Annotated in this window: 1 protein-coding gene; it reads right to left on the bottom strand. The window is 66.1% G+C overall.

What is annotated here, in order from left to right; all coding sequences use genetic code 11:
- Nucleotides 1-327 (bottom strand): FAD-dependent oxidoreductase (locus tag ACTHUE_RS20465; RefSeq protein WP_440424326.1); only part of this gene is annotated, 327 nt, incomplete at its 3' end.
- Nucleotides 328-440 lie beyond the last annotated feature (113 nt).

Below are 440 nucleotides of genomic sequence, written 5' to 3'. Positions count from 1 at the left end.
GGTCAGGTCGAGCGCCGCATCGCCGCCGGTCATGTTGATCGCGGCACGGGTGCCGGCCGCTGCCGCCACATAGACGAACTGCGGCTGGTCGGTGCAGTCGCCGGCCGCGTAGATGTTCGGGTTGCTCGTGCGCATGCCTTGGTCGATGACGATGGCACCTTGCGCATTGACAGTGACCCCCGCTGCGTCCAGCGCGAGGCTGCGCGTGTTCGGTGTCCGACCGGTGGCAACCAGCAGTTTGTCGGCGCGCAATTCACCGTGCGTGGTGGTCAGCACGAATTCACCGTCCATATGGGCGACCTGGCTGGCTTGCGTGTGCTCCAGCACCTAGATGCCCTCGGCACGGAAAGCGGCTGTCACCGCCTCGCCGATGGCCGGGTCTTCACGGAAGAACAAGGTATTGCGCGCCAGGACCGTGACCTTGCTGCCCAGCCGGGCAA

This window comes from Neisseria sp. P0021.S005, from assembly GCF_051956955.1.
This window is presented reverse-complemented; position numbering and strand designations above follow the sequence as displayed.